Source organism: Thermotoga sp. Cell2 (assembly GCF_000789375.1).
In the GTDB taxonomy this organism is placed as follows: Bacteria; Thermotogota; Thermotogae; order Thermotogales; family Thermotogaceae; genus Thermotoga; species Thermotoga petrophila.
On the sequence record NZ_CP003409.1, the window covers coordinates 1,210,423 to 1,229,234 of the forward strand.

At 45.4% G+C, this 18,812-nt stretch carries 22 protein-coding genes and 5 tRNA genes; 5 read left to right on the top strand and 22 right to left on the bottom strand.

The window, feature by feature from the left end; genetic code table 11:
- Nucleotides 1–3: 3 nt before the first annotated feature.
- The 5 genes from CELL2_RS06130 to CELL2_RS06150 are packed head-to-tail and all read right to left on the bottom strand — an operon-like array spanning nt 4 to nt 4,437.
- A complete protein-coding gene (locus tag CELL2_RS06130; RefSeq protein WP_008194869.1) occupies nt 4–1,659 on the bottom strand; it encodes a radical SAM protein in 1,656 nt (551 codons plus the stop codon).
- The gene (locus CELL2_RS06135; protein WP_228378896.1) at nt 1,656–2,423 is read right to left on the bottom strand and encodes a hypothetical protein; all 768 of its coding nucleotides are present in this window, start codon (nt 2,421–2,423) and stop codon (nt 1,656–1,658) included. The genes CELL2_RS06130 and CELL2_RS06135 overlap by 4 nt, the downstream gene beginning before the upstream one ends.
- A gap of 4 nt (nt 2,424–2,427) precedes the next feature.
- A complete protein-coding gene (locus tag CELL2_RS06140; protein WP_010865369.1) occupies nt 2,428–2,790 on the bottom strand; it encodes a hypothetical protein in 363 nt (120 codons plus the stop codon).
- A complete protein-coding gene (locus tag CELL2_RS06145) occupies nt 2,771–3,340 on the bottom strand; it encodes an RNA polymerase sigma factor (RefSeq protein ID WP_004082042.1) in 570 nt (189 codons plus the stop codon). The genes CELL2_RS06140 and CELL2_RS06145 overlap by 20 nt, the downstream gene beginning before the upstream one ends.
- Before the next feature lie 32 nt (nt 3,341–3,372).
- Complete coding sequence (locus CELL2_RS06150; RefSeq protein WP_004082040.1) at nt 3,373–4,437, bottom strand: lysine racemase; 1,065 nt, start codon at nt 4,435–4,437, stop codon at nt 3,373–3,375.
- Nucleotides 4,438–4,486: 49 nt separating this feature from the next.
- Between CELL2_RS06150 and CELL2_RS06155 the strand changes: the two genes are divergently transcribed.
- Genes CELL2_RS06155 through CELL2_RS06165 form a run of 3 tightly spaced genes read left to right on the top strand, consistent with a single transcriptional unit; the run spans nt 4,487 to nt 9,857 of the window.
- Nucleotides 4,487–5,284 carry a purine nucleoside phosphorylase I, inosine and guanosine-specific gene (locus CELL2_RS06155; protein WP_038034646.1) on the top strand — a complete coding sequence of 266 codons (798 nt, stop codon included), beginning with the start codon at nt 4,487–4,489 and terminating at the stop codon, nt 5,282–5,284.
- Complete coding sequence (locus tag CELL2_RS06160; protein WP_038034644.1) at nt 5,285–6,286, top strand: bifunctional oligoribonuclease/PAP phosphatase NrnA; 1,002 nt, start codon at nt 5,285–5,287, stop codon at nt 6,284–6,286. It abuts the gene before it with no gap.
- A complete protein-coding gene (locus tag CELL2_RS06165; protein WP_038034640.1) occupies nt 6,243–9,857 on the top strand; it encodes a diguanylate cyclase in 3,615 nt (1,204 codons plus the stop codon). Before CELL2_RS06160 ends, CELL2_RS06165 begins: the two co-directional genes overlap by 44 nt.
- Here the strand turns inward: CELL2_RS06165 and CELL2_RS06170 are convergent.
- From CELL2_RS06170 to CELL2_RS06220, 12 genes are all read right to left on the bottom strand, one after another.
- On the bottom strand, nt 9,823–10,566 hold the full coding sequence (locus tag CELL2_RS06170) for an Mrp/NBP35 family ATP-binding protein (RefSeq protein ID WP_038034638.1): 744 nt from the start codon (nt 10,564–10,566) through the stop codon (nt 9,823–9,825). The two genes, CELL2_RS06165 and CELL2_RS06170, sit on opposite strands and share 35 nt — an antisense overlap.
- Nucleotides 10,567–10,576: 10 nt before the next feature.
- Nucleotides 10,577–10,933 (bottom strand): 50S ribosomal protein L20, encoded by a 357-nt coding sequence (rplT, locus tag CELL2_RS06175; protein ID WP_038034636.1) that lies wholly within the window; start codon nt 10,931–10,933, stop codon nt 10,577–10,579.
- A 13-nt stretch (nt 10,934–10,946) separates the two neighbouring features.
- On the bottom strand, nt 10,947–11,144 hold the full coding sequence (gene rpmI / locus CELL2_RS06180) for a 50S ribosomal protein L35 (protein ID WP_038034634.1): 198 nt from the start codon (nt 11,142–11,144) through the stop codon (nt 10,947–10,949).
- 14 nt (nt 11,145–11,158) lie between these two features.
- A complete protein-coding gene (infC, locus tag CELL2_RS06185; protein WP_038034686.1) occupies nt 11,159–11,593 on the bottom strand; it encodes a translation initiation factor IF-3 in 435 nt (144 codons plus the stop codon).
- Nucleotides 11,594–11,818: 225 nt separating this feature from the next.
- Nucleotides 11,819–11,894 (bottom strand) — tRNA-Lys (locus CELL2_RS06190).
- A gap of 21 nt (nt 11,895–11,915) precedes the next feature.
- Nucleotides 11,916–11,990 (bottom strand) — tRNA-Arg (locus tag CELL2_RS06195).
- 6 nt (nt 11,991–11,996) lie between these two features.
- A tRNA-Ala gene (locus CELL2_RS06200) sits at nt 11,997–12,072 on the bottom strand.
- Nucleotides 12,073–12,260: 188 nt separating this feature from the next.
- Nucleotides 12,261–12,336: transfer RNA gene (locus CELL2_RS06205), tRNA-Phe, on the bottom strand.
- Nucleotides 12,337–12,348: 12 nt separating this feature from the next.
- Nucleotides 12,349–12,423 (bottom strand) — tRNA-Val (locus CELL2_RS06210).
- A gap of 33 nt (nt 12,424–12,456) precedes the next feature.
- Nucleotides 12,457–12,771: a diguanylate cyclase domain-containing protein gene (locus tag CELL2_RS09625; protein WP_235231210.1), complete on the bottom strand. Its 315-nt coding sequence runs from the start codon at nt 12,769–12,771 to the stop codon at nt 12,457–12,459.
- Between the two features lie 16 nt (nt 12,772–12,787).
- Entirely contained in the window at nt 12,788–13,171 is a 384-nt protein-coding gene (locus tag CELL2_RS09630; protein WP_235231211.1) for a diguanylate cyclase domain-containing protein, read from the bottom strand.
- A complete protein-coding gene (locus CELL2_RS06220; protein WP_039446221.1) occupies nt 13,168–13,554 on the bottom strand; it encodes a hypothetical protein in 387 nt (128 codons plus the stop codon). Before CELL2_RS06220 ends, CELL2_RS09630 begins: the two co-directional genes overlap by 4 nt.
- A 26-nt stretch (nt 13,555–13,580) precedes the next feature.
- On the opposite strand from CELL2_RS06220, the gene CELL2_RS06225 reads away from it, so the two are divergent.
- Both CELL2_RS06225 and CELL2_RS06230 read left to right on the top strand, forming a co-directional pair.
- Nucleotides 13,581–14,201: a nitroreductase family protein gene (locus CELL2_RS06225; protein WP_038034632.1), complete on the top strand. Its 621-nt coding sequence runs from the start codon at nt 13,581–13,583 to the stop codon at nt 14,199–14,201.
- Nucleotides 14,180–15,433, top strand: coding sequence for a glycerate kinase (locus CELL2_RS06230; protein ID WP_038034630.1), 1,254 nt, complete (start codon nt 14,180–14,182; stop codon nt 15,431–15,433). The genes CELL2_RS06225 and CELL2_RS06230 overlap by 22 nt, the downstream gene beginning before the upstream one ends.
- Here the strand turns inward: CELL2_RS06230 and CELL2_RS06235 are convergent.
- The 5 genes from CELL2_RS06235 to CELL2_RS06250 are packed head-to-tail and all read right to left on the bottom strand — an operon-like array spanning nt 15,423 to nt 18,718.
- The gene (locus tag CELL2_RS06235; protein WP_004082014.1) at nt 15,423–16,031 is read right to left on the bottom strand and encodes a ComF family protein; all 609 of its coding nucleotides are present in this window, start codon (nt 16,029–16,031) and stop codon (nt 15,423–15,425) included. The genes CELL2_RS06230 and CELL2_RS06235 overlap by 11 nt on opposite strands.
- Nucleotides 16,025–17,107: a hypothetical protein gene (locus CELL2_RS06240; RefSeq protein ID WP_038034629.1), complete on the bottom strand. Its 1,083-nt coding sequence runs from the start codon at nt 17,105–17,107 to the stop codon at nt 16,025–16,027. Before CELL2_RS06240 ends, CELL2_RS06235 begins: the two co-directional genes overlap by 7 nt.
- 12 nt (nt 17,108–17,119) lie before the next feature.
- On the bottom strand, nt 17,120–17,539 hold the full coding sequence (locus CELL2_RS06245) for a ribonuclease H-like YkuK family protein (RefSeq protein WP_235231212.1): 420 nt from the start codon (nt 17,537–17,539) through the stop codon (nt 17,120–17,122).
- Nucleotides 17,540–17,573: 34 nt separating this feature from the next.
- Nucleotides 17,574–17,828 carry a hypothetical protein gene (locus CELL2_RS09635; protein ID WP_241208638.1) on the bottom strand — a complete coding sequence of 85 codons (255 nt, stop codon included), beginning with the start codon at nt 17,826–17,828 and terminating at the stop codon, nt 17,574–17,576.
- Nucleotides 17,825–18,718 (bottom strand): alkaline phosphatase family protein, encoded by an 894-nt coding sequence (locus CELL2_RS06250; protein WP_241208639.1) that lies wholly within the window; start codon nt 18,716–18,718, stop codon nt 17,825–17,827. Before CELL2_RS06250 ends, CELL2_RS09635 begins: the two co-directional genes overlap by 4 nt.
- Between the last annotated feature and the right edge of the window lie 94 nt (nt 18,719–18,812).

An 18,812-nucleotide genomic window follows, 5' to 3' on the forward strand; every position in this document is an offset into this window, starting at 1 on the left:
ATTTTACACCTGCTGTAAAGAAATGCCAAGATTTCTGAGAAAGTTCGCTGTCTCGGCGGGAACTACTTTCTTGAGATCTTCCCAGCTTCTGAAGGGACGATTCAGAATGATCTTTCTGGCGAGGGCGTTTCCGATTCCGGGTATCGCTGTGAGTTCTTCCAGTGACATGGAGTTTATGAAGGAAGGGTAAGGCAGGGCAGTCACCGATCGTTCGCCGTGGGAAACCACAACCACGTCCAGCACACCACTGTGATTTCCTGGAATGCCGACGAGTATCGGATAACTCCCTAGCTGTCTTCCAAAAGAGATTTTTCCTTCTCTGTACTCAACTATCACCTTTTTTAGAACAGTGCCGGCAGGGAAGACTCTCTTCAGCATTTCACGATCTATCTCTTCCCTTATCCTTCTTTTCCACTGATCATGAAGATAACTTTTGATTCTGTGCTTTTTATTCTTTAAATACTCGTATACCGGAGTTCCCGGATAAGCGAGAAGTTTTCTGATGTTTATCCTTCTCAGAAGATAACCTTCATCGAGAATGCGCTTCAGATATGAATAATTCTTTTTGAGGGTTTCTTCCGTTTCCCCCGGAAGACCAAAGATCAGATTCACACCGGGAAGGAGTTTTGGTATTCCATCCACCCGCACTCCACCTATCTCGTTCACAACAGCGATGGCTTTCAAAAACTCTTCCGGCGAACCCTGAACGTTGTTCTTCTTCAGGACATTTTCGTCGAAGGACTCCACTCCAAAGGAGAACACATCGCCTGGTGTGTTGTATCTGACAATGGTTTCAACTATCTTTCTACATTCCTTTTCGTATGTAACAAGGTAGGATGGGTTGGCGTTATCCGTGTGGAGAACTTCCAGATGAGGAGCTACTTCTCTGGTACCCGAATACAACTCCTCCAGGATCTCCGGAGAGGGCTTCCCTCCGTTCCTGTCAGATCCAAACGCCAGAATATTCGCAGCCCTTCCGAAGCGAAATGCTCTGCATCCAGCTCTGTAGAGGGACTCTATCTCTTTCAGTATGGCCTGTACATCTCGAGATTTCAACCTTCCATGGAGAAGCGGTTCTGTGCAAAAAGAACAGAACGTTCTTCTTTCACAACCTCTCGAGACTTCTATTTCGCATATGACATGCGGAAAGTTCGGATGTTTCTCAAGGACAACGGCCCCATAAGGTGCCACCGCATCGATCAGCTCATAATCGCTTTTTGCCTCTGGATCGGGTACACCCTGAAAATAGGAGACTACAAAAGCCTCCATATCTCCACTCACCAGATAATCCGCCTGTATGTCAAATCGTCTTGCCACAGATCCCCCTCTGAGTGAATATCCCCCAACTATTGGACCACCCACTATTTTTATGGGTCTTCTTGCGATGCTGAGAATCCTCTGAAGCTCTGAAAGGGTGAGAGGTGTTCCGCCCTTGTATCGACCTGGCACGGTGATTCCACCAAAAACAAAAAGAAAATCGTATTCGTTCGCAATTTCCCAGAGTGATTCCTTTCTCATTTTGTCTATGGTGACATAATCGACTTCTACATCATGAACCACAAGTGCACCTGCGAGGTACCTGACGTACGGACTCACATAAGGTGGGACACCAAAGGCGGCGGGCTCGTCTATGTAACCGTCCACTATGAGCGCTCTCATTGTCCAAGAATCACCTTTATCTCCTCAAGAGTTTTTTCATCGGCAACGATGGCTATCTTGAGTCCGTTGATGTTGACTTGTAAACCACCCTTTGGAAGGTCGTTTCCTATGAATATCTCTACTTTTTGACCGTTTTTGTAGATACCCTCTATCTCGAGCCCCGATGTTCCTTCTCTGATTATGAGGAAACGAAAGTTACTCAGGATGTCAACCAGTTCTTTTGGAAATTCCACTCCAGAGTCCACAAGAGTGTAGTCTTTCAAAATTTCATTCTTATCGGCAGAAAGCGGTTTCACTTCTTCGTAGATCAGCTTGCTCTTCGTGTCCATGTAGTTTCTTTCGATCTCTTTTGGGAATCCATCGGATGAGAGAAGCACGCGGTATTCTCCCGTGTCATGAATGTATATCTCGTACCCTTCGTTTGTTTCTTCAATTTTCAGATCTCTTCCCTGCAGAATCTCCTTGAAGGCAAGATCCTCAAGATCGAGAATGAGCATGGGAGATCTCTTCAAGGTGGTACCGGATCCCATGTAACAGCTCTGACCCAGTCTCACCCAGTTCACACTGACGGGTTCGTGTACCAGAACCATCTTGTCCGCTCCCCACTTGTACACCTCTTCGTATCTGAAACGGCTTTTCAAACCAATTTCAACCATTATCCTCTTCGCGTAATAGTTCGCGTACATCCACTTTTCCACGATTTCAGGTAGTGCAAAAATCGTAGCTGCGAGGAAAAACAAAACTACCAGAACGTACTTTTTCACACTATCACCATCCATCGCTCACTACTTCCACTGTTTTTATGTAATCTATTAACTCTTTAACAACAGGATTTTGTTTTTGAACAACTTTTCGAGACGGAGAGACAGGGAAAATGTCGAGGACTACAGAAAGAAGCAGCAGGGAAACTGCGATCCCAGCGAAAACTGTTGAAAGGACGAGTTTCTTTCGCCTTTTTTTCAGGATCTTCCTCATCAGACGTTCACTTGGAACGTACTCGCATCGTATTCTGTAGAGAGTGATAGCCTCCCTGTAAACTCGGTAATCTCTGAGGAGTTCCTCAGGAAGCCCCTCTATGGGCTCTTCACCGTCAAGAATCCTGTTCAATCTGTCATCTTTCAACAGTTTCACCCTCTTTCAACAAGTTTCCCAGCCTCTTTCTTGCGTAGTGAAGACGGCTTTTTACAGTTCCAACAGGTTTTTGCAAAACGGACGCTATTTCTTCATAGCTCAACCCGTCTATATCCCTCAGTTTTATGAGCAGCCTGTCCTCCGGTGAGAGCTTTTCCAGAGCCTTTTGAACCCTCTCAGCGGTGATTGAGCGAAGCACTTCATCGAGTACGTTCTCTTTCGCTTCTGGCTGGATATAGATTTCTTCCTCGTTGTCTTTCTCCTGAAAATCTGTCAAAAACTCGTTTCTCTTCTTGTACTTCTGAAGGTAGTCCTTACAGACATTCACGGCTATCCTGTAGATCCACGTAGAGAGCTTCGAATCACCTCTGAATTTCTTTATCCCTTTGAAAATCCTCAAAAACACATCCTGAACGACATCATCCACATCGTCGGTGTTCAAAAAGCTCTTTGCTATACTCCCTATTTTTGGAGCGAATTCTCTGTATAGAACCTCGTATGCCCAGTCTTCTTTCCTTTTGAGGGCTTCGACGAGTTTTTTTTCGTTCAAAACCGTTTCCTCCTCGTATTAAGACTTTCCCCTCAGATTGAGGGTTCATACACCTTCTCCACGAATGGAGAAGTCATAGCCTTCAAAAGACAGGAGTAAGTCATTCTGAATCTGAACACGTCACCGACTTTCACATCTCCAAAATCCGTAACATCGAGGACGATATGATCGCTCGAAGCGTGCAGTACCTCAACTCCTTTGTCCACGGGAATGAGCCCTCTGCTGTCTATATCTTGCTCTCCAAGAGCGCAGATCGCTCTTTTCCTTATACCCCTGTCCACGAAGTCAACCTTCCTTCCAAAGACATCGAGTCCTCTCTTTCCCAGGGGGACGGAGGGTTTCTCCTTCACTTCTATCACTTCAGCCTCGATCAGAAAGGTGTTCTGAGAAAGCCAGTCTATGACTCGATTGTTCGTTATGTCCCTTCCCAGAACAATGGCCTCTCCTATCCTGAGCTGGTTTATTCCCTCAGGAATCTCTCCATTCTCCAGTGCGTAGAGCGCCGGAGTGTTTCCACCGGAGACTATCTCTATGTTGAATCCGTGATTTTTTTCCAGCTTTTCCTTTATATCGAGCAGGATTTCGAACTTTTCTCTCGTTGGTATGATACCACCGTAGCATCCAAAATTGGTGCCTATTCCCACGATGTTGGCTCCCCTGCATTGAGCTATTTCTTCAACGGCCTTCTCAAACCAAACACCTTCTCTGAGATCTCCCACGTCTATCATGTATATGATCTTCACGTTTCTCTTCATCTCTCTGGAGAGCTCATCCACTTTCTTTGCTACATCAGGATCGGAGACCATTATGTAATCGAAGTGCTTCACATCTTCAACAAGTTCACTCATCATGGGAAGTCTCAGGAGCATGAACGGTCCTTCGATTCCCGCTTTTTTCATTCTGAGAACGTTCCTTATCCTGGACTCACCCAGTATCCCGATACCCGCTTTTCTGAGCGTTTCCGCAAAACGGGGATCACCAAGAGTCACCTTGGTAACACCAACTATTTCTATACCTCTTCTGGAAGCCATTTCGACCACTTTTCTTGCGTTTTCTTCTATCTCTTTTAGATTTATCAGAAGCCTGGGATACACCATCAACACCTCACTTTATAGTAGAATAGTTACGTGGAGGTGATCACAAGTTATGATGAAAAAGATCGAAGAAGCAAGGACGTTTATAAGTGAAAGAACGAACCTTTCACCGGACATTTTGATCATCCTGGGATCCGGTTTTGGGCCTTTCATAGAAAAAGTGGAAGACCCTGTTATTATAGATTATAAAGATATTCCTCACTTCCCACAACCTACCGTGGAAGGTCACAGCGGGAAACTCGTTTTTGGAAGAATAAGCGATAAGCCAGTTATGATCATGGCAGGAAGGTTTCACCTTTATGAGGGTCACGATCCAGCAACGGTGGCTTTTCCCGTGTATCTGGCAAAATACGTGGGAGTGAAAGGTGTCGTTGTAACCAACGCCGCCGGTGCGATAAACCCGGAGTTCAAACCTGGAGAAATCATTCTGGTGAGAGACATAATAAACTTCATGTTCAGAAATCCTCTCAGAGGTCCAAACGACGAAAAGATAGGTCCGAGGTTTCCCGATATGTCCTCGGTTGTTGATCCTGAATGGGCGAGGAAAATCCAGGAAAGACTCAGACTGAAGGAGGGGGTTTACATCGGTGTTCTTGGACCAAGTTACGAGACGCCAGCTGAAATACGCGCCTTTGAAAAGCTCGGAGCCGATCTTGTTGGAATGTCAACCGTTCCGGAAGTGATCGCTGCAAAACATTGCGGGCTCAAGGTGGTTGTATTCTCCTGTGTGACGAACATGGCAGCCGGTATCACCCACGGAAGACTGTCACACGAAGAAGTGGTGAGAACAACGAAAATGGCACAGGGTAAAATAGAAAAAGCTCTCACCACTGCAGTGGAGGTGTTCTAAGTGGACGAGATCGTCAAAGTGCTCTCTCAACACGATAGAATACTCGTCGTAGGTCACATAATGCCAGATGGTGATTGTGTGAGTTCCGTTCTGAGCCTCACACTCGGACTGGAAAAATTAGGAAAAGAAGTGAAGGCTGCTGTAGATTACAAAATTCCTTACGTATTCGAGAAATTCCCTTACATAGATAAAATAGAAGAGAATCCGAATTTTGATCCGGAGCTTCTTGTGGTGGTCGATGTCTCCTCTCCCGACAGAATCGGAAAGTTTCAGGATCTCCTGGATAAGGTTCCTTCTGTTGTGATCGATCACCACTCAACGAACACGAATTTCGGAAACTGGAACTGGGTGGATCCGTCTTTTGCAGCCACCGCTCAGATGATATTCAGAATCAACATGGCGCTTGGTGTAGAGTACGATTCGAACCTTGCCACTTTGAACTACCTTGGGATCGCAACCGACACAGGGTTTTTCAGGCACTCCAACGCAGATGTCAGAGTGTTCGAAGACGCTTACAAACTGGTGAAGATGGGAGCAGATGCACATTTCGTTGCCAAAGAGATCCTGGAGAACAAGAGATTCGAACAGTTCAAACTGTTCGCTGAAGTCCTCGAAAGACTCCAGCTGCTTGAAAATGGAAAGATCGCTTACTCCTACATCGATTACGACACCTATCTCAGACACAACTGCACCGATGAGGACAGCGCGGGATTTGTCGGTGAGCTTCGTTCCATAAGAGGCGTGGAAGTGGCTGTGCTCTTCATGGAGTTTCCACGTGGTAAAATACATGTCAGCATGAGATCAAAAGACTGGTTCAACGTCAACGAGGTTGCCTTTGAGCTTGGAGGAGGGGGGCACCCTCGAGCAGCGGGTGTGACTTTCGAGGGGAAGAAAATAGAAGAAGTGATTCCCAGGGTTATAAATCATCTCTTGAAGAAGTTCAAAGAAGGTGTGGAAAGTGAGAGTGAAAAAATTCCTGAGGGAGACGTACTGGGGGGATGAATTTCTCATAGAAGATGACGGTGAAGATCAAGTTTTGAAAATCGTAAGAGCTCCCGTGGATAGATCTTTCTTCTTCAACGAATACGCGAAATTGAAACGTCTCAATCTGCCAAACGTTCTTCTGCCTGAAAGGTTGAAAATCTCTGATGGGAAGTTCCTGCTGTTCTATCCCTACTACCACAACCTCGCACCTCTCGAAAATCTGAGCGAGCAGGTCGCAAAACAGCTTCTCAAGATGTTTCTTTTTCTCTCGAGAGCGGGCGTCACTGTTCCCGCGCTCGGGATGGACGACGTACTGGTGAACGACGGAGTTTTTTTGATCCCTGCACTCATCTCGAACATTCCGGACGATGTGAAGGGCGTTGTTTTTTCTCCAGAGAGATCTTCCCGGGCAACCGAAGAAGTGTGCAGGCGTTTTTTGAAAATCCACGGAATAGAACCTCATCTGGAGACCAGAGAGCCCTCGTTCGACTCCAGAGAGATCAGAATTCCCTACATTCACAGGAAAGAAGAAGAACTGATAAAAAGAGACATAGAAACTTCCCAAAAATTTCCTCTCTTCATTCTGATCACAGGTGAACAGAGGGTGGGAAAAACGAAACTCGCGTCTGTTCTGGTCGATGAATTGAGAGAAAGAGGATATATGATTCACCAGATCTCATCTCTTGAAGATCTCCGTGTATGGTACGATGCTTCAGACGAACTCGATCTTCTCACCAAACTCGACGACGGTCAAAAAAAGGTGATCTTGATCGACGACTTGTTTGAAGGTTCAGACTTGTTATCGTTTCTCGAGGAGTTTTCCGGACTCTCCACTATCACCAAAATAATCGTTCTAACAACTTCTACAAAGGCTTTTCAATTCTTCCACAAGGTGTACAGGCTCTCTCCTTTCACAGTTGAGGAAACTCGTATCTTTCTTGAGAGAGCGATTGGAAAAATCAGCGAGGATCAAGTTAAGTTGATTCACAGTCTCAGCAAGGGATTACCGGGATACATGGTAGAATTGTTGAAATTCTTCAACAAATCCAATCTCAGAGAAAACATCGTTGGAATCTTAAAACCTCTTCTTCGAGAGCTGGATTCCGCAGAAATCAGAGAACTGAGCGTTCTGGGACAGAAGTTCACCGGAAGCGAATTGAGGGTTCTTGAAAAGATAACCGGAAAAGACTACCATGACACTTTGATGTCCGCATATGATTCTGGTGTGATAACGACAGAAGAAGGACTCTACAGATTCGCACTTAGAGAATTCTGGAAATACTACTACTACAACAAGCTTTCAGAGAACAAAAAGAAAAATCTCCACGAAAAACTGTTCGAAAATCTCCCGGACGACCTCGCAATAAAACACGCTCTATCTCTGGAAGACCCAAAATTAAAGTTTTTCTACGTGCTGAGATACGTGAGAAAGCACTTCTGGGATTATGAAAAGACCAGATCGCTCATTGAATACCTGAGAAGACTGGAAGAGTTTTTCGAAAAGCCCTATTATTCCATAGAAAGCTTGAAGATGAAGCTTATTTTCAGAATAGATCCTCTGGGTGTAGAAAAGGAGAATTTTCATTTTCGCAGATTCAAAACCCTCAGAGAAATAGATGTTGAATCGATCTTGCAAAAAGACTCACTGTCTTATTATGATCTATACAATCTCGTCGTTCTTTCCCGTTTTCACATAAGAGCGGGAAAGAAAGCCCCTCAGGAAATTCTCAACACCATCAAAAGAGAGCTCAAAGAGAAAAACTTCTCCACAAGAGAAAGGCTTTATCTGAAGGCTCATCTTCTCTACGATCTCTTTTCTTCAACTGAAGATCGGGAAGCACTGAAAGAGATGATGAACATTGCCACCTCGGAAGGTTTCCTCGACCTTCAAGTGATGGGTTACAGAGCTTTGGGAGTTCTTTCAAGAACGAGAGCGATGAGCAACTACTACTTCCATCACTCTTTAGAGCTTTCAAGAAAAATAGACCCATCACTTTCCATCGTGGACGAAAGCAATTTGACATGGAGCTTGCTCTACGAGGGAAAAATAACGAACTTCCTCGTCCAGCTTGAAAGACTGAGAAAACAGGCAAGGCTCTTTGAAGACATGCCCATCCTTTCTTACACCTACTTTCTCGAAGGGCTCTACTACATCCACAAGAAAGATTTCCAAAAAGCAGAAGAAGTCTTCAGAACAGAACTCGAACTGGAAGAAAGACACGGAATAGAAAGAAGAGCACTCAGAGGACTGGTCATTAACTATCTGTTTTCTGGAGACGTTGAATCCGCTAAAAGTCTTCTGGAAAAGGATGAACCCGAGTTCGATAGATTCGGATTCGATTTTCTCAAGAGGCTGGTTCTTGCAAAAGACGATTCAGAGCTCTTGAAAATCTGGAAAGAAAGGCTTGAAACTCCTCAGAAATTCTTCAACGAAGAAATCGCTTACGTTTTTACAGAAAGGTTAGCAAAATTGGATCCAGAAGGCTTCGAAGATTTTCTGCTCGAACTTGAAAGGGAAAACGTCGAAAACTCTTCAAATCTCACACTCGCTCTGGTTTATGAAACCTTTTACAAATTCTACAGTGCCCTTGGAGAAAACTTCAAAGCCAAGCGTTATCTCAGAAGGGCGATTTTTGTTTACAACCTGATAGGCTTGAGAGAAGTTTCGGTCAAGCTGGAAGTGGAAGAAAAAACTCAAATTGAAGAGAAAAAAGCACCGTTTTATCTATTGCTGGGTTTCATAGAAACAGAAAAGGAATTTTCTGATATGATGGAGTTTGCTTCGGCAAGGCTTTCAGAAGTAATTCCATACGAAGTTTTTTCAATTCGAATAATTGAGAGAACAACGAAAAAGGTGATGGAAGAATATTCAACATCTCCAATCACTCCACCTATGGAGAAGGACTTCCTCGAAATTTCACCCTTCAGAACGGTCATGTCCTTCCATCTCGATATGAAGCACGACATGATCGTTGGTGTCGAGACCAACCTTGAATGTGACGAAAAGACAGCCTGGGAGCTGGTGGAAACGCTCGAACAATTTGGAAACATTCTCACCACCATTCTCAGAGAACGTCTCTACAGAGACAGAAGTATGAAGGATCCTCTCACGGGAGTTCTGTCCAGGTGGTACTTCATGGAACGTCTTGAGGAAGAGGCGTACAAATCTTCGAGGTATAAATCTCCCCTTTCCATCATTATGTGCGATGCCGATGACTTCAAAAAGATAAACGATCAATTTGGACACGTTGCGGGTGACAAAACTCTCGGCTGGCTGGGAAGAAAGATGAAGTCCGTTTTGAGAAAGAGCGATCTTGTGGGAAGATACGGAGGGGAAGAGTTCATTATAGCTCTCCCGGGAACTTCCCTGGAAGAGGCAAAGATTGTAGCAGAGAAGCTGAGAAAGGCCGTTATGGAAGATCCAGAGAACACCTATCACATCACTCTGAGTTTTGGAGTGGCAGAATACAAAAACGGCGAGGACCCCTTTGAAACAATAAAAAGGGCCGATGAGGCCCTCTACCTGGCAAAAACTCTTGGAAAGAACTCTGTGGTCACAGAGAAAGTACTTTCTCGACGATCTTCTTGAATTCTTCTTCTATTGTGGTTCCTCTCTTATAAACCACCGCAGGCCTTCCTTCGTCTGAGAGGGAAACCACCTCTGGATCCATGGGTGTCCTGGCAAGAAGAGGGATACCAAATTCTTCTGCCAGTTTTTCTGTCTCTCCCTTTCCAAAAACGTATATCTTCTCACCACAGTTTGGGCAGACCAGATAGGACATGTTTTCCACCAGTCCGAGTATCTTTCCACTCAATCTTTTGACAAAGTTTATCGCTCTTCTCACATCGTCTCCAGCCACTTTTTGAGGAGTGGAAACGACTATCACAGCGTCAGGTTTTATTATTTGAAAGGTGGAAAGCGCTTCGTCCCCTGTTCCCGGTGGAAGGTCACAGATCAGGTAGTCGAGGTCACCCCATTCTACATCTCTTGTGAGCTGTTCAATCGCCTTGTGTTTGAGAGGACCTCTCCATATGACGGGAGCACCTTCCTGGAGAATCATTGCTAATGAAAAGACTTTCAAAGAATCTCCATACTTTGCTGGAACGATCTTTTCACCTTCGGAAGGTGGCAGAGAAACACCGAGCATCCTTTGAACGTTTGGTCCGTGGAGGTCGAGATCGAGAAGACCAACCTGGTAACCCTCAGCCGCCAGTGCAACAGCAAGGTTCACCGCTACAGTAGTTTTTCCAACGCCACCTTTACCACTCATCACAGCTATCTTCTTCGTTTTTTCCATTCTCAACACCTCAGGATGCGAGAGCTTCTTTCGCTATCTTCACGTATTCTTTGAAAGCTTCAGGATCGTTCACTGCGAGTTCAGAGAGCATCTTTCTGTTTATGGAAACACCGGCAAGCTTCAAACCGTGAATGAGCTCGCTGTATTTGAGTCCTTCGTTCCTTGCAGCAATGTTGATTCTCGTGATCCAGAGCTTTCTCATATCTCTCTTCTTCTGCTTTCTTCCAACATAGGAGTACCATTTCGATCTTACATACATCTGCTTGGCGAGCTTGTACCTTCTGCTGAGAGCTCCTCTGTATCCCTTGACAGCCTTCAAATATTTCTTTCTCTTCTTTTTCGCGTGTACAGCTCTTTTTACGCGCATGATTTATCCCTCCTCACTTTTTTCCAAGAAGTCTGAGAACTCTGTATTCGTCAGCGCTGGACACAACGTCTTTCTTCCTCAGTTCCCTGAGGGCATTTCTTCTTTTCTTTCCCGTTTTATGACTTCTGTAAGCGTGATTTCTCATTATCTTACCGTTCTTTGTTATCCTGAATCTCTTTGCGGCACTCCTGTTTGTTTTCACCTTCGGCATATCCAGGACCTCCTTCACGAATTTTTGGGTTTCAGCACCATCCACATGTCTCTTCCTTCCATCTTGGGAGGACTTTCCACCGTAGCCAGATCCTCAGTGTCTTTGATAACTCTTTCCAAGATTTCTTTACCCTTTTCTGCGAACATCATTTCTCTTCCTATAAACATCACAACCACCCTGACTTTGTGACCATCTTCCAGGAATCTCCTTATATGCTTCACCTTGGTTTGATAGTCGTGCTCGTCAATCTTCAAGCGAAACTTCATCTGTTTCATCTGAACAGGCTTCTTCTTGCTTTCTTTCTGTTTCTTTGTGAGCTGGTACTTGTACTTTCCGTAGTCCATAATTTTGGCAACAGGTGGATTCTCGTTGGGAGCAACGAGAACAAGGTCAAGCCCCTTCTCCCTTGCAAGTTCCAGAGCTTTTCTGGTTGGCATGACACCTATCATCTTCCCATTTTCGTCCACCACTTTGACTTTTGGAACTTTTATCTGCTCGTTTCTCGGAAGATCCGTGTTTACACCGATATCTATCGCCTCCTTACACTATAAAAAATAGCGGGCAAAAAGCCCGCTTCCCCTCGAAGCTGAATCTTTCAGGGATATTTACCCTGGTAGCCTTCTGCCCCAGGGTGGGAAGCCGGGCTGGCCTCCACTTACTTTTTTAATGAAATCTGGTGGGCCGTGCAGGACTCGAACCTGCAACCCCCTGATTAAGAATCAGGTGCTCTACCTATTGAGCTAACGGCCCACCACATATTCCTTCCGGGAGTGGTGCCCCCGGGAGGAGTCGAACCTCCATTTGCGGATTAGGAATCCGCCGTTCTATCCGTTGAACTACGGGGGCCCCCGCTGGTGGAGCCGATGGGACTTGAACCCACGACCTCTACCGTGCCATGGTAGCGCTCTCCCAGCTGAGCTACGGCCCCACCTCGTCTTTATATTATAACACAATCCTTTTCCTTTGAAAAGACCAGTTCAGACGCGCCGAAGAAGATTATAGCATGAGCATGAAGTATGTTCAACCCCTGTTTTTAAGAAAATCTGGATCTTTAAAACAAAAAGCCCGGTCAGTCAAAATGACCGAGCTGAAAATCCAGGTTTCAACGGTACGAGCTGGTGGCCAGGGGCGGAATCGAACCGCCGACACCTGGATTTTCAGTCCAGTGCTCTACCAACTGAGCTACCTGGCCACCTAACATCTCTGGTGGGAGCGGCAGGACTTGAACCTACGACCTCCTGCTTGTAAGGCAGGCGCTCTCCCCCTGAGCTACGCTCCCACCGCATTGAATATATTACCTTAAAATTTTGAGTTAGTCAACCTCTGGCTCTTCCGTCAGAACGCGCTTTTGCTTTTTCAGGTTCTTCAGAGCGTACATCTGAAGATCTGCGTTTTGAACAATTCCTTCCACATTTTCACCGGGTTTCCAGGTCTCTATTCCATAAGAAAATTCTACCGGGAGTCCCACAGGGTTGAAAATTAATTTTTTCTCAAGTCTTTTCACAATGTTTTCAACAGTTTTTTTGTCGGTATCCGGGAAAGCAATAAGAATTTCGTCTCCGCCGAATCTAACCGCACAATCGGTTTTCCTGATGTTTTTGATGATCTCACTTGCAACGTACTTCAAAAGTTTGTCGCCCATTCTATGAGAATTTGAAATCATCCAGATCGATGATGAGAAAGGAGATGCCCTTTCCACTCTTTCTTTTTTGCCTTTCCATTTCCCTTGGGAGCCACTCCTCAAAGAAGTAGTACCTCGTGTAAAGTCCTGTGAGATAGTCTTTTATGGCTATTTCTTTTAATCTCTTGAAGATTTTTGTTACGCCAAAAAAGGTAACCACTATCCCAACAAGTATGATATTATATCCAAATGTTCCGTTGATCTCTGTAAGTAAAAGCCCCCCTGTTATGATAGAAACTCCAAGTTCCAGAAAATAACTCCCCAGGCTCCTTGCGTACTTTCTCACGATAACGACGAAGAAGAAAAGAAGCACAGCAGCCGTTAAATGGGTGATCATCTCTATCAACGAGGCTCACCCCCCACTTCGTATTTTCCAATGAAGACCTTCAAATCCTTTGGAAACACCAGAAGATGTGGAGGGATCACAAGGTAAAAACCCTTCCGCTTCGCTTCCACAGAGAAGCTGTGCTGCTCTTTTTCACCCTCGAGCTTCACTTCCACGGTGGCTGTGGCTTGATCGCTGGGTGAAAAGATCCATCCAGAAAAAACGATTCCCTTTTGGAATTCGTCTTCGAAAAGAGTAAAATATTTCACAAGGAACGACCTGGTTCCCGTGCTCTCGTAGAGTTCCTCGGGAAAATCCACCGAGAGCGGCACAAGATACAGGAAATCCCCAAAAGAAATTGAAAGCAGAACAGAAATAATCAAAAAAGCCAGTGATTTTCTCACGTCGCTCACCCCCGGAGGTGGTAGAGGTGAACATCTTTGAAGCGATTGGAAACAGGCACTCAGTGCGGGATTTTTTGGAAAGGAAAATGCCGGAGAGAGTAAAAGATGATATTGAAAATCTTTTAGTAAAGTTTATCACAAAGAAACTGGACTGGAAAATAAATCTTTCCTCATTTCCAAGTTACATTTACGCAAAAGCTGAAAAACATTTTGACGAACTCGTCGAATACGGTTTTCAGGGAGAACAAATAGTCCTTTTTCTCACAGCGCAGGGTTTTGGAACGTGCTGGATGGCCCGATCACCCCATCCTGATGTTCCTTACATCATCGTCTTCGGATATCCCAGGACCAGAAATTTCACCAGAAAGAGAAGACCCATCACCTCCTTTCTCGAAAACGACCTGGAAGAACTTCCACCCGAGATCGTAAAAATCGTTGAGATGACGATCCTGGCACCGTCTGCCCTGAACAGACAGCCGTGGAAAATCAAATACACCGGCGGTGAACTCTGCATCTCTTCGGAAAGGCCTGTAGACCTGGGAATAGCCCTGTCACACGCGTACCTCACAGCCCGGGAGATATTCAAAAGAGAACCTGTGATACAAAAAAGAGGGGAGGATACGTATTGTTTGATCCTGAATCCTTGAAGAAATTAGCGATAGAAATAGTCAAAAAATCCATAGAAGCGGTTTTTCCCGACAGAGCAGTGAAAGAAACGCTGCCGAAGTTGAACCTCGATCGAGTGATTCTCGTTGCCGTTGGGAAAGCAGCGTGGCGAATGGCAAAAGCTGCTTATGAAGTTCTTGGGAAGAAGATAAGAAAAGGTGTGGTTGTAACAAAGTACGGCCACAGCGAAGGACCGATAGATGATTTTGAAATCTACGAGGCAGGCCATCCGGTTCCCGATGAAAACACCATAAAAACCACCAGGAGAGTCTTAGAACTTGTTGATCAGCTGAATGAGAACGACACAGTCCTTTTTCTTCTTTCTGGAGGAGGTTCTTCCCTCTTCGAGTTGCCTTTAGAAGGAGTGTCTCTCGAAGAAATTCAAAAGCTAACCAGCGCTCTCTTGAAAAGTGGTGCAAGCATAGAAGAGATAAACACCGTGAGGAAACACCTGTCGCAGGTGAAAGGTGGTCGATTCGCGGAGAGGGTGTTTCCCGCTAAAGTCGTAGCGCTCGTCCTCTCCGATGTACTCGGTGACAGACTGGACGTGATAGCATCCGGTCCTGCCTGGCCTGATAGCTCCACCTCCGAAGACGCTCTGAAAGTTCTGGAAAAGTACGGAATAGAAACCAGCGAATCGGTGAAAAGAGCGATCCTTCGAGAAACACCGAAGCATCTATCGAACGTGGAGATAGATTTGATAGGAAACGTTCAAAAGGTGTGTGACGAAGCTAAAAAACTGGCAAAAGAAAAAGGGTTCAACGCGGAGATAATAACCACTTCTCTGGACTGCGAGGCCAGAGAAGCGGGAAGGTTCATAGCGAGCATCATGAAGGAGGTCAAGTTCAAAGACAGACCTCTGAAAAAACCAGCCGCGTTGATCTTCGGTGGAGAAACAGTCGTTCATGTGAAAGGAAACGGCATCGGAGGAAGAAACCAAGAACTTACCCTCTCAGCAGCGATAGCCCTCGAAGGGATAGAAGGAGTGATTCTGTGTTCAGCAGGAACAGATGGAACGGACGGCCCCACAGACGCAGCTGGAGGAATCGTGGATGGAAGCACGGCAAAAACGCTGAAAGCAATGGGAGAAGACCCCTACCAGTATCTGAAGAACAACGATTCGTACAACGCTCTGAAAAAATCTGGAGCGCTCTTGATAACAGGACCTACGGGAACGAACGTCAACGACTTGATAATAGGCCTCATCGTCTAGTTTTCGCCAGAACATAAACGAAAACTTTGCTGACTCCATTCCTGAAAAGGGTTTCCACGCAGTCTCTTACACTGGTTCCCGTCGTCAAAACATCGTCTATCAGTATCACGTTCTGAGGAGGATCTTTCTTACAGATGAATCTTCCGGTTCTTTTCCTCTCTTCTTTGCTCTTTTCCACCTGTCTTCCTTCCGACACGTTTTCCAGAACAGCGTCAAACGGTATGCCCAACTCTTTGCTTATCCTCTTCGCTAGAAGTCTCATGTGATCGAAGCCTCTGTCTTCGAGAGAATCAAGCGAAGAAGGAACCCATGTGATGAGGTTGGCTTCTCTGGGAAAATAACTGTAAAGTTTCAGAAAAAGCTTCACCAATGTTCCGGAAAGAGAAACTTCACCATGATATTTGTAAAGCCTTATGATGCGTTCAATTTCATCCGTGTAGTCAGAGTACACAAAAAGCTCGTATTTTCTGTGAACTTCACGATAAAAAGAAGGTCCATTTTTGAGGACCTTCTCTTCGCAGTTCTCACACAAAGATCTGAGTGGTGACACTTCCTTGCCACAGAGAAGGCAGTTATTCTCAAAAAGATAGTTCAGCACCTTCTCCAGATTCTTCTCGAATCTATCCAGGATACCTTCTTTACCCCCTTTTGTTTCAGCTCGGCTTTCTCTTCATCAGAGATGGGAAAGTTGAACGCCACCTCCGTGCCCGAAAGGTCAATTTTCTCAAGGGCATTTATGACATCGCTTCTGTTCAGTTCCACAACGTGAAGGACGAGTTTTCCTTCTTTCGTCACAGCGCAGCTGTCGAAAACCGGGTGCATAGAGAGCACCTCTGTGAAGTCGTTTGTTGGAACGGGTTCTCTCAGGTATCCAGACGCTCCCAAAAGAACGAGGCCCTCTTCTTGATGGAGCAAGTCCTTTATCCTCAAACCCTCCACATCACCTTCGAAATCCTCTGCCAGGATGAAGTCAAACTTCTTCTCTCCTCTGAACACACCTTTGAGTGCGAAAACACCACCCTCGATTTCTGGAAGATCACCCGTCGATGAAGCGTAAACGATCTTCCCGTTTTTAACCAGAACGCACGCTTTCTGGGGCAGGAACCTTATCAGATGCGAAGCGAGACCGATATCCTCAACCAGTTCTGGAGGAATGCTCACTGGCAGGAGACTGACAGGCGCTTTGATACCCTCTTGTAACCTTTCCAGGACGATTGCTTTCCAATCCTTTATGAAAAATAGATCAGACAGGCTCTCAAGAACTTCGGAATGAACTTTCAAAAAATATGCCAGCCCTTTGAGAAGAAGGTACCTCCTAGTTTGAAGGGAAACGTCCCCCGCTCTTTCTATCTCAGAGAAGGTGAGTTTCAAATCCTCCAAGGAGGTCGCTACAAGCTTTTCACGATAATTCTTGATCGCCTTCAGAAAAAGGAGAGTTCTGTTCTCATCGACGGTCGAAAGAATCTTTTCCTCTCGTTTCTCGGAAGGCAAATCTTTCCAGTTCAGATAAAGAAGATCGAAGTCGTCTCTTTCAAACGGTCTTATCCTGGGGATTCTATCTTTGAGAATCTCGAAGCAGTCGTCATCAGCTAAGATTTCGTATGTTTCATCGAGTCCATCGAGAATTTCAATCAGTTCGTCTTCGAATATGGAGACACTCAGAAGGATTCTCACAACTATACCTCCCTATTTGGTGTGTTTATGCGCAATTTTCGTGGCGGCAAACGAATCGGGTTTTATCTGATAGGGGTACCCAACCCCCTTCACGTAACCTATCACACTGGACACGAGATCTTTTGTGAGACCTTCGTAACCTATGTCGAGGTGGATAACGGGTTTTCCCAGTTTCAATATCTCCTCTACGAATCTGGCCATCTCGAGGCTCATCTCCGCTTCTCTGAAAATCCGCGAGTACAGATCTTTTCCATTTCCGTCCCTGTACACCGTGTAGAAGTAAGTGGCACCGCTCCCAAAACGATACACCACGAGTGCCGTGGCATATATCACTTTCCCGTCCTTCACATCGCTGTCCGTCCCGACGAACACGCTGTATTTGTATCCTTCTGTAAACTTTTTTACGAGCTCTTGAACTGTTCTGTAATCCACTTTTCCCCAGGTTGGACTCTTCAGATAACGGAACCTACCACCTCCTGTAGACTACCAACGGCACCACCAGTTCCTGATAAGAAAGGCTCCCGTGTCTTCCAGACAAGCTCTCTTCCTTTCCTGTGTACCTGTAGTTAAAGGAAAAAGTCTCTTTTGTTATCAGAACAGCGTCTCCCACTCTGCTGAAAAATTCCGAGTGCTTTCTTCCAGTTCCAAAAAGATGGACGAAATCTTTTGGATCGAGAAAAACGGCAAAATCTCCGTATTTCTCCTTAAGATATTCTATCAAAGCTCTCTTTTTTTCGTATAAAGAAACATCATTCTCTGTTCTCCAGTGGGGGGTCTGTCAAGAAACCTCATGACTTCAGAAGAAAAATCCCACCATATTTCGTTGTCTTGAGGTGTTGAAATCTGCCCGTGGTCGCTCACAAGGAAAAAGAGTGTGTCCTGCTTCAGCCTGCGGAGAAGTTCGAACTTCAGGATCCTGTAAATCCATCTCAGCTCTCTGATATACTCTCTTCCAACACCGTTTTTGTGCGCTATCGAATCCAACGTTGGCCAATAGATAAAAACCAGCGTTCTGTCAGGGTTTTCAAGAATCTCAAGAGTTTTTTCAATCATGTCCCCAAAACTCGAAAATCCGATCTGCTCCGATCCCCGGGACATTATTCTGGAAAAACCCGTTCCCAGAAGATACCTTGGAATAAGAAAGAAGCTCTTCACTTTGCTCTGAAGTCTCTGAAAGATAGTGGTGAACTTGAAATCGTGAAACCTGAGCACGCTGTCTCTGGGAAGGCCCGGAGGGGACATCTCTATCATGTTCACAAGGCTTCCCACTTCTCTGAGATAAAGGATGTAGCCCAAAAAGCCGTGTTCTAACGGTGTGAGGGCAGAGTAGAGACTGGGAAGAGCAGCAGCGGTGGTGGTTGGGAAAACAGCCGAACAGGGAAAAACCTGAACATCGTCATCATGAATCGTGTCCGAAAAGATCTCAAAACTGAGGCCGTCTATTACCATAACGATCACTTTTCTCACGTTTTCAAGAACTCGCTTGGGGAACCTGAAAGGCCTATGTAGTGGTTTTTCGTCGAACAACTCGAGAATCGAATTTGAAAAATTGACGATAGAGTTTTTGTAATCCGGCCAGAAAAGACCTTCATCCAGTTTTTTGAGCTCCATTCCGTTCCTCTTTCCTCCCTTTCGTGTGGTAAGATTTGAAACGGAAGCAACGGACAACGGGGCTGATACCGTGTTGAGGGTCCTCATCAGAAAG

What these genes read in the sequence shown, in the direction of transcription:
- CELL2_RS06250 (WP_241208639.1), bottom strand. Translation starts at nt 18,718, where the DNA reads ATGGAGCTCAAAAAACTGGATGAAGGTCTTTTCTGGCCGGATTACAAA.
- CELL2_RS06150 (WP_004082040.1), bottom strand. Translation starts at nt 4,437, where the DNA reads ATGGTGTATCCCAGGCTTCTGATAAATCTAAAAGAGATAGAAGAAAAC.
- CELL2_RS06170 (WP_038034638.1), bottom strand. Translation starts at nt 10,566, where the DNA reads ATGGAAAAAACGAAGAAGATAGCTGTGATGAGTGGTAAAGGTGGCGTT.
- CELL2_RS06130 (WP_008194869.1), bottom strand. Translation starts at nt 1,659, where the DNA reads ATGAGAGCGCTCATAGTGGACGGTTACATAGACGAGCCCGCCGCCTTT.
- rpmI (WP_038034634.1), bottom strand. Translation starts at nt 11,144, where the DNA reads ATGCCGAAGGTGAAAACAAACAGGAGTGCCGCAAAGAGATTCAGGATA.
- infC (WP_038034686.1), bottom strand. Translation starts at nt 11,593, where the DNA reads ATGATAGGTGTCATGCCAACCAGAAAAGCTCTGGAACTTGCAAGGGAG.
- rplT (WP_038034636.1), bottom strand. Translation starts at nt 10,933, where the DNA reads ATGCGCGTAAAAAGAGCTGTACACGCGAAAAAGAAGAGAAAGAAATAT.
- CELL2_RS06155 (WP_038034646.1), top strand. Translation starts at nt 4,487, where the DNA reads ATGATGAAAAAGATCGAAGAAGCAAGGACGTTTATAAGTGAAAGAACG.